Source organism: Pseudoalteromonas sp. OOF1S-7, from assembly GCF_022347765.1.
Classification (GTDB): Bacteria; Pseudomonadota; Gammaproteobacteria; order Enterobacterales; family Alteromonadaceae; genus Pseudoalteromonas.
In genome coordinates this window covers 34946-44501 of record NZ_JAKRFZ010000028.1, presented here as the reverse complement: position 1 = coordinate 44501, position 9556 = coordinate 34946, and the positions used below count along the sequence as shown (strand labels likewise).

6 protein-coding genes are annotated in these 9556 nt (G+C 47.1%); 5 read left to right on the top strand and 1 reads right to left on the bottom strand.

The window, feature by feature from the left end; translation table 11 throughout:
- Nucleotides 1-559: 559 nt before the first annotated feature.
- Complete coding sequence (locus MHN33_RS23355) at nucleotides 560-1327, bottom strand: transporter substrate-binding domain-containing protein (protein ID WP_239401826.1); 768 nt, start codon at nucleotides 1325-1327, stop codon at nucleotides 560-562.
- Between the two features lie 109 nt (nucleotides 1328-1436).
- Between MHN33_RS23355 and MHN33_RS23350 the strand changes: the two genes are divergently transcribed.
- The 5 genes from MHN33_RS23350 (at nucleotide 1437) to acnB (ending at nucleotide 9378) form a co-directional block, all read left to right on the top strand.
- Nucleotides 1437-2123, top strand: coding sequence for a DNA-3-methyladenine glycosylase I (locus tag MHN33_RS23350; protein WP_239401824.1), 687 nt, complete (start codon nucleotides 1437-1439; stop codon nucleotides 2121-2123).
- A gap of 2 nt (nucleotides 2124-2125) precedes the next feature.
- Nucleotides 2126-3562, top strand: coding sequence for a YdiU family protein (locus tag MHN33_RS23345; RefSeq protein WP_239401822.1), 1437 nt, complete (start codon nucleotides 2126-2128; stop codon nucleotides 3560-3562).
- A gap of 3 nt (nucleotides 3563-3565) precedes the next feature.
- A complete protein-coding gene (locus MHN33_RS23340; RefSeq protein WP_239401820.1) occupies nucleotides 3566-5353 on the top strand; it encodes an ABC transporter ATP-binding protein in 1788 nt (595 codons plus the stop codon).
- Between the two features lie 111 nt (nucleotides 5354-5464).
- Nucleotides 5465-6517, top strand: a complete 1053-nt coding sequence (locus tag MHN33_RS23335; RefSeq protein WP_239401828.1) for an OmpA family protein — start codon at nucleotides 5465-5467, stop codon at nucleotides 6515-6517.
- Nucleotides 6518-6780: 263 nt separating this feature from the next.
- Complete coding sequence (gene acnB, locus MHN33_RS23330) at nucleotides 6781-9378, top strand: bifunctional aconitate hydratase 2/2-methylisocitrate dehydratase (protein ID WP_239401818.1); 2598 nt, start codon at nucleotides 6781-6783, stop codon at nucleotides 9376-9378.
- Nucleotides 9379-9556 lie beyond the last annotated feature (178 nt).

Genomic DNA, 9556 nt, shown 5'->3' with positions numbered 1-9556 from the left:
AAATCGTGTGGTAGGAGGCATTTTGGAACCACCTGACTGGAAGGCCAGCCCCGCCCATGCCGAACTCAGTAGTGAAACGAAATAGCGCCGATGATAGTGTGGGGTTTCCCATGTGAAAGTAGGACATCGCCAGGGCCTTATAAGAGAAACCCGTTGCAGCAATGCAGCGGGTTTTTTGCTATGTGTGATTAGAAAAAGTTGTAGACAGAGCGGTGTTGTCTATTCATCCATGAAGCTGGGTCCCATCGCGCGTCCTTGCGCTCATCTCAATGAGCTGCGAAGCGTTGCTTCGGTCTCATTTCGTCCATGTGAAAGTAGGACATTGCCAAGCGCCTAATTAGAGGTCGACAAAAGACATTCGTACCTCCTGTACATTAAAGCCCGATTCGAGAGAGTCGGGCTTTTTTGCGTTTGGAGTCATTTAAAGAAGCTGTAGATAGAATAGCATCGCCTATTCATCCATGATGCTGGGCCCCTTCGCACATCTCGATAATTGCTCCTGCATTATTCTACTTCCCCATATTCACGTGAGTCTGTGCGCCAACCTAAGGTTGGCTATTTAATTATGCGGATTGGTATAGTCGGGGCTGGTATTGTTACCTATCTTAGAGCAGCTAGACTGGTAATGTGCCAGGTAACTGGTGTTAGATATAAGTTGTTGAAGGGATTTATCAAATAGCTCCACATATTTTGAGTTGTGTTGGTTTATCAGTAAAAAACCTTGATTGATGAACGCTGGCTTGGGTTGACGCACCAGGCGCTTCAGTTCTGCATTAGACAGGGCTTTCGCGTATTCTCTCTCTGTCTGCTCATCCAAAACAACGATATCCGTGCGTTGACGCAACAAAAACTGCAGGTTTTTGGTGGTATAGGTTGCCTCCATGATCTCAATATTGTGTTCTTTGATTGCCTGCCATAGCATTTGCGGATATGTCAGGCCTTTGTTGATGAGTAGCCGATAGGGTTTCAGGTCAGCATAGGAGTTGAAATTAAATGGAATGCTATCAAGGTGATAAAAATGAGAGACTTCTGAGGTAATCGGCTGCGAAGTGTACAGATATTCCGATGCTCTTTTTTCATCGAAATACCAATAGGCACTTCCGATAAACTCGGGTTTTTTTCCCTCTTCATAGGCGCGTTGCCATGGCATAAATATAAACCGCACTCGAATTCCGTGTAAAGCAAATGCATCTCGGATAAGTTCTGCAGTACATCCCTGATCCTCACGGTGCCTGTCTACGTATGGAGGCCATTGACCTGTCGTAATGTGTACGGTTTCGGCGGCAGAGGCGAGACTGTAAAATAAAACCAAAATAATGTATTTCACCGACCATGCTCTAAAAACTGGGCTACATAGAACTATAGCGCTTATTGTTGAATAAAACGAATAAGCTTAAAAAGTGATTAACCAATTGATTAAAATAAAAGGCTAAGCCGTGGAAAGTTTCTTAGATATTTATGAACGAGCGCGTGAGCGCAAAGGCTCGAAGGACAGACTGGAGTCGCTACTAAGCAAGCCATTGCCCTCAGCACAGCTCGCAAAACTTCCTGATGACGTGTGGCTGGAGGAGTTCACTCGGAAAATATTTCAAAGTGGCTTTTACTGGTCAGTGATCAATACCAAATGGGCAGGGTTTCGGGAGGTATTCTGGGACTTTTCGATTGAGAAGCTACTGTATATGTCGCCCGACATGTATGAACAGCGAGCTCAGGACGAGCGTATTGTTCGCAACTTTAAAAAAGTCCAAAGTATTGCTGATAACTGCTTGATGATTCATGAATTAGCGCTTGAGCATGGCTCCTTCAGTGAGCTGATTGCAAATTGGCCCGAGGACAACATCATTGAACTCTGGTTATTACTTAAAAAGCAAGGTAGTCGTTTAGGCGGCAATACCGGTCCCTACGCACTCAGGGCTGTTGGTAAAGATACTTTTATCCTGAGTCGGGATGTTGAAGCGTACTTACGGACGCACGAAGTGATCTCGGGTGGGCTGCATAGCCAGCAATCACTCCGCGCTGCACAAGCTTTCTTCAATAAGTTACGTGGACAAAGTGGATATTCGTTGCAAGAATTAAGTCAGCTTATTGCTTACAGCGTTGGCGACAACCAGGTAGGAGTATGATTATGGGCCATTATTTTCCCCGCTATACCGAATTGGGAGAGACTTACCTGATCCCACAACAACCCTGCCGGTTTGAACAAGCCCAGTTACTACTCACAAACCGGAATGTGCTGTCTGACTTAGGCCTTGACGTCAACCTGCCGCAATTGAGGGAATACCTTGCGGGCCTGTCTCAGGTTGACAACATTCAACCGGTTGCTATGGCTTATTGTGGCCACCAGTTTGGGCAGTTTAACCCACAGCTTGGGGACGGGCGGGCACATCTGATAGCTTCGTTTGTTGCAGCAGATGGTCATGCCTATGATATGCATTTAAAGGGTTCTGGCGCGACGGTGTTTTCACGGGGCGGCGATGGTTTTTGCGCGCTCGGTCCCGCAATTCGGGAATATATCATGAGTCAGGCCATGCACTCGCTCGGCATCCCAACGACACATTGTCTGGCAGTCTTGTCCACCAATCAACAAGTTATGCGACGAGCAATGGAGCCGGGCGCCGTTGTATGTCGAGTCGCCCGTAGTCATATTCGGGTTGGTACTTTTCAGCTGATGGCAATGAATAAAGATGTAGCTGCAATGCAGCAACTTGTAGAGTTATGCATTCGTGAATACTTTAGCGATATTACCTCGACCGGCGAGGCACGTGTATTCGACTTTTTCCATCAAGTGTGTCAGCAGCAGTGTGCATTGATATTAAAGTGGATGCAGGTGGGCTTTATACATGGTGTCATGAATACAGATAACACCCTGATTAATGGCGAGACCATAGATTATGGTCCATGTGCCATGATGGAGTCTTTTTCATTCGATACAGTGTTTAGTTCCATTGATCGGCACGGGCGCTATGCATTTGGTCAACAGCCTAATATCGCCAGTTGGAACTGTGGACGTCTGGCTGAATCTCTGATGCTGTTGGTCGATGATAAGGACGCTGCACTTGAACGTTTTTCAAAGGTTTTAAGTCAATTTGCAGACGACTTTAATCAGGGTTATCAACGGATGTGGTCGAAAAAGCTCGGGTTACTCACCTGGCAGGAGTCTGATAAGGCATTGCTGAATGAGCTGCTTTCGCTGATGCAACAAAATAAATTGGACTATACCAATACTTTTGCTGCACTCACAAATTCATTACACACCAGCCCATTGCCGACCTATACTTTGCCGGAGGCATTGGCTGACTGGGTTACAAAATGGCGTAAGCGGATCTGTGAGGGTGATCTTTGTGAAGCTCACTCGCTCATGCAATCTGTTAACCCAGCCGTAATTCCGCGCAATGATATGGTTGAGTACTTCATCGCAGAGTTTAATCAGGGGGCGAACAGTGATGCATTTACAAGCTGGCTGAATGCGCTCAAAACCCCTTATTCATATCAGGCCTATCCTGCGCAGTGGTTGGCAACTATGTCGAATGAACAAGCCTACCAGACATTTTGTGGTACTTAAACGATGAAAGAGCAGAGCGGTCAGGCATTGACCTGGCAGGAAATCAAACGACAGATACTAACACACAGAACTCCTTTGATTTATGCACACCTGATCGCTTTTTGTGCAGCGCTGGTCAGCGTGCCTATTCCGCTCATGATGCCGCTTTTGGTCGACGAAGTGTTACTGGGACATCCTGGTACTGCAGTGGAGACCCTTAATCACCTATTACCAGTTCAGTGGCAGGGAGCGATGGGCTATATCATATCAATCCTGATTGCTGTAGTGTGTATGCGTTTAGGGGCGCTGGCATTGGGGGTGGCACAGTCGCGTCAGTTCACAATTATTGGGAAGGACATCTCCTACCGTATCCGAGAAAGGCTGTTAGGACATCTGGCAAAGGTACAGCTCAGGGAGTATGAAACCCAGGGCGCTGCGGCGATCAGTTCACGATGCATCACAGATATTGAGACGCTGGATGGATTTATCAGCCAAACGCTTTCTCGCTTCTTGATAGGGATTTTGACGATTGTAGGGACCGCTGTGGTGCTATTATGGATTGACTGGCTGTTAGGCCTGATCATTCTGACCTTGAACCCTGCTGTGATTTATTTTTCCCGGCAATTTGGCAAACGGGTTAAGGATTTAAAAAAGCGTCAGAACAGTGCGTTCGAAGCTTTCCAGACCGCCCTGGTGGATACCTTAGATGCGATTGCTCAGCTAAAAGCAATGCGGCGAGAGCAAAGTTATTTTGACACTGTCGTAGCGGCTGCACAGTCACTTCGCCATCATTCGGTGCAATCACAATGGAAGACGGATGCGATAAACCGTCTCAGCTTTACTGTTTTTTTACTGGGCTTTGAAATATTTCGTGCGATAGCCATGTTGATGGTGGTCTTTTCCGATCTGACTGTAGGCCAGATATTTGCGGTATTTGGTTATTTGTGGTTTATGATGGGGCCGGTGCAGGAGATCCTGAGCATTCAATATGCTTATTACGGCGCTACGGCAGCGCTTCAACGCTTAAATCAAGTACTGGCATTCAGTACTGAGCCGCAGCAATCGACAAACAGCGACATTTTCAATCAGCCAACTATTCAAATCGATTTTCGCCACGTCAGTTTTGCCTATCAAGATGGATTGCCGGTGCTCAATGATGTTTCTCTGAGTATACCCAGTGGTAAGAAAACAGCTTTAGTGGCGGTGTCGGGTGGAGGTAAGTCAACCTTAGTACAATTGTTACTGGGGCTATATCAGAAGCAGTCCGGGGACATATTGTTTAACGATACCTCTGTTGAAGAGGTTGGCTTTCATGCCATTCGGGAGCACGTTGTCACCGTGCTACAGCACCCCATATTGTTCAATGCCAGTATTCGGGAAAACCTGGCTATGGGCAAAGCGTGTGACGATAAACAGTTATGGCATGCGTTAAAGGTCGCTGAATTGGCCGAGACTGTGATGGCAATACCACAACAGCTCGACACTGTGGTGGGCCGAAACGGTGTGCGATTATCTGGCGGGCAAAAGCAACGTCTGGCTATCGCTCGTATGGTTGCCGCTGATCCTAAAGTCGTTATTTTAGATGAGGCGACTTCAGCGCTGGATGTAGAAACTGAAGCTAAAATCCATCGTAATCTTAATACCTTTTTAGCGGGCAGAACCACGCTTATTATTGCACACCGCTTGAGTGCCATCCGCCAGGCAGACCAAATCTATGTGCTGGACGATGGTGTAGTGAGCCAAGCAGGTGATCATCATAGTTTGGTAGCGGAGCAAGGCTTGTACAGAGTGTTATTTGGTCATCAGAGCTGAATGTAAAATTAACAAAAAATTCCTAAATTGTGTTAAGTAAATATTAAGACATCATCTACTATTATTACTGTAATTATCAGATTGCACTATTATTTTAGAGAGGGAAGGATGATGAAACTAAGAATGCTGAGCGTTGTTGTGACAGCTTTGTTGGCAACCGGTGCGCATGCGGATGACCATAAAGAGGGCCTATATTTAGGGCTCTTTGGTGACTACTATAATGCCGAGTGGGAGAATAGCCGGGATGCTGCCGGTGTCACTGTTGATGATTCAACGGGTTGGGGCGCTGAGCTGGGCTACCGATTCAGCAAGTACTGGAGTGGTCGTATTGAGTATGCTGATATGGACTTTGACTTGTCTGGATTACGTAATGACTCAGTTGATGGTGACAGAATCGGCATTGATGGCCTTTACCACTTTAATGGTGGCCCTTTCTATGCGCTGTTCGGCCTGAAGTCAATTGATGTGTTCGACAGCAATACCTTTGCCAATGTGGGGGCGGGCTATCGTCATCATTTTAGTGAGAATTTTGCCGCTAACTTTGAAACGGCTATCTATCAGGGGATTGATCGCGGTTACACCGACGTAGGTGCGAAGCTAGGTATCAATTACTTCTTTGGCGGTTCGAACAATAGCAAGCCTGTTGAGCCTGCACCAGCGCCAGAGCCGGAACCTGTGGTTGTTGTAGCGGCACCTGTAGATACTGATAAAGATGGTATTTATGACATGGATGACCAGTGCGCCAACACACCGATGACGGATGCGGTTGATGCTCAGGGGTGCACTTTATATGAAGATAAAGAAGTCACAGTGAGCCTGCTGGTGCGCTTTCCAAATAACAACTCCAGTGTATCACAGCAATATCTTGATGATATCCAGGCTGTTGTACGTTTCCTGAATGAGCATCCAGAAACAACAGTTGTGCTCGAAGGCCATACTTCAGCCGTGGGTAAGGCTGAGTACAACAAGTGGCTGTCTAAGAAGCGTGCGGATGCCGTAGCAAAACAGCTCATTGAGACGGGCATCGATGAAATGCGCATCACAACGGTGGGCTTTGGTGAAGAGCGTCTGAAGAATATGGGAGACTCTGCACAAGCTCATGCTGAAAACCGTCGTGTAGAAGCAAAAGTGAAATCTATCGAGCGTGTTAAGGTACAGCGTTAGTCCTAACCTGTTTTACATAGGCCCGGAAATATCCGGGCTTTTTTATGCTTTCCCTGCCCTTTAATCATTCATGTAAATATATTTTTCATGACCTCATATTCATAAAGCTTATAGTGAGTATAAGGCGACTTAGTGGTCGTTTGATTTTCATCTATACTCTAAGACCTTATAATAAATCATCATATTTTATATATACGTAAATTTATTGAGGTTGCTGACTTCAAAATTTAATTGTCTGTTCACGTCACCAAGAGGGCCAAATTGTGCTTCAAGAATATCGCAAACATGTTGAAGAGCGCGCAGCACAGGGGATTGTTCCCAAACCGCTGGATGCGCAACAAACGGCAGAACTGATCGAGTTATTGAAAACGCCACCAGCAGGTGAAGAAGAATTTATTGTCGATCTTTTTATCAATCGTATACCTCCAGGGGTGGATGATGCGGCATATGTGAAAGCTGGCTTTTTAGCGGCAATCACCAAAGGTGAAGCGACGTCACCTTTGCTCTCGAAAGCCTATGCAGCAGAGTTGCTGGGTACTATGCTGGGCGGCTACAACATTGCCCCTATGATAGAACTGCTGGATGTTGATGAGCTTGCACCAATCGCAGTGAAAGGGCTGTCCCATACTCTGCTGATGTTTGATGCCTTTTATGATGTTGAGGAAAAAGCCAAAGCTGGGAATACCTTTGCAAAGCAAGTGATTGAGTCTTGGGCCAACGCTGAGTGGTTCCTGGAAAAACCAGCAGTCGCAGAAAAAATCTCCGTCACTGTTTTTAAAGTCACAGGTGAAACGAATACGGATGATCTGTCTCCGGCCCCTGATGCCTGGTCACGACCCGATATCCCATTACACGCTCTGGCCATGTTGAAAAATGAGCGTGATGGTATCAACCCGGACAAGGCGGGTGAGATTGGCCCGGTTACTCAATTGGAGGCGCTGAAACAAAAAGCGTTGCCGCTGGCGTATGTCGGGGATGTGGTTGGTACGGGTTCTTCACGTAAATCGGCTACAAATTCAGTCCTGTGGTTTATGGGTGACGATATTCCGTTTGTGCCGAACAAGCGCGTGGGGGGGGTATGCCTGGGCGGTAAGATCGCACCTATTTTCTTCAATACGATGGAAGATTCAGGTGCTTTACCTATCGAGTTGCCAGTAGATGATCTGAACATGGGCGACCAAATTGACATCTACCCATATGAAGGCATCGTGAAGCGCCATGGCAGCGACGAGGTGATCACCACATTCAGCTTAAAATCAGAGGTGATCCTTGATGAAGTGCGCGCGGGTGGCCGAATCCCTTTGATCATTGGTCGCGGTCTGACAGACAAGGCACGGCAGTCACTGGGTATGGAGCCGGAAGAGATTTTCTGCAAACCTAAGCTAATTGAAGATTCAGGAAAAGGGTTCACACTGGCGCAGAAAATGGTTGGTCGTGCCTGTAATATGCCTGGAGTACGCCCTGGTCAGTATTGTGAACCGACTATGACCACAGTCGGCTCGCAGGATACCACAGGTCCAATGACCCGGGATGAGTTAAAAGATCTGGCATGCCTGGGCTTTTCCGCTGATCTGACGATGCAATCATTTTGTCATACTTCGGCATACCCTAAGCCTATCGATGTAAATACTCACCATACCTTGCCAGATTTCATCATGAATCGTGGCGGTGTTTCACTGCGCCCTGGTGATGGCGTGATCCACTCATGGCTGAACCGTATGTTGCTACCCGACACTGTGGGCACGGGCGGTGATTCCCATACGCGTTTCCCGTTGGGTATTTCATTCCCGGCAGGCTCCGGTGCTGTGGCCTTCGCGGCGGCAACCGGTGTGATGCCACTGGATATGCCAGAATCTGTACTGGTTCGGTTTAAGGGCGAGATGCAGCCTGGGATCACACTACGTGATTTAGTGCATGCGATTCCATACTACGCTATCAAACAAGGCCTGCTTACGGTTGAAAAGAAAGGCAAGATCAATGAGTTCTCTGGTCGCATCCTTGAAATTGAAGGGGTAGAACACCTCACCGTAGAACAAGCATTTGAGCTGTCCGATGCATCGGCCGAGCGCTCAGCAGCGGGTTGTACGGTTAAGTTATCTCAAGAGTCTATCGAAGAGTACCTCAATTCCAATATCGTCATGCTGAAGTGGATGATTTCTGAGGGCTATGGTGATGTTCGTACGATAGAGCGCCGTATCACAAAGATGGAAGAGTGGTTGGCGAATCCCAAGCTGATGGCAGCTGATCAGGATGCTGAGTACGCACATACGATTGAGATTGATTTGGCTGACATCAAGGAACCCATCTTGTGTGCGCCGAACGATCCGGATGATGCACGTTTATTGTCTGAGGTAACCGGTGAGACAATTGATGAGGTCTTTATCGGATCGTGCATGACCAATATTGGCCATTTCAGAGCGGCAGGTAAACTGCTCGACAACTTTGGTGGTCGCTTGCCAACTCAGCTGTGGGTTGCCCCACCAACTAAAATGGATAGGGATCAGCTGACAGATGAGGGTTACTACGGTATTTATGGTCGTGTTGGTGCGCGCATCGAAACGCCGGGGTGTTCTTTGTGTATGGGCAACCAGGCCCGGGTCGCGGACAAAGCGACTGTGGTGTCTACCTCAACGCGCAATTTTCCCAATCGTTTAGGGACTGGTGCTCATGTCTATTTGGCATCTGCAGAGCTTGCTGCCGTTGCGGCTATTATGGGTAAATTACCGACCCCGACGGAATATCAGGAATATGCCGAGCGGATCAATGCTACGGCGGCAGATACCTACCGCTACCTGAATTTCCATAAAATGCCCAGATACACCAAAAAAGCAGATAGTGTGATTATCCAGCAAGCGGTTTAAATCACAGAGTAAGAACCCTGACAGAGCCAGCTTTAAGCTGGCTCTTTTGCTTCTGGTGCACGTTAGAACTAAACTAAAACGGCTATTTTTATTAAGTTTTTCATATTGTTTCAGTGCGTTAAAGTCCATTTAGTTTCTTGACTATCTAACGGGCTGATTTATTATTGTACGATAATGT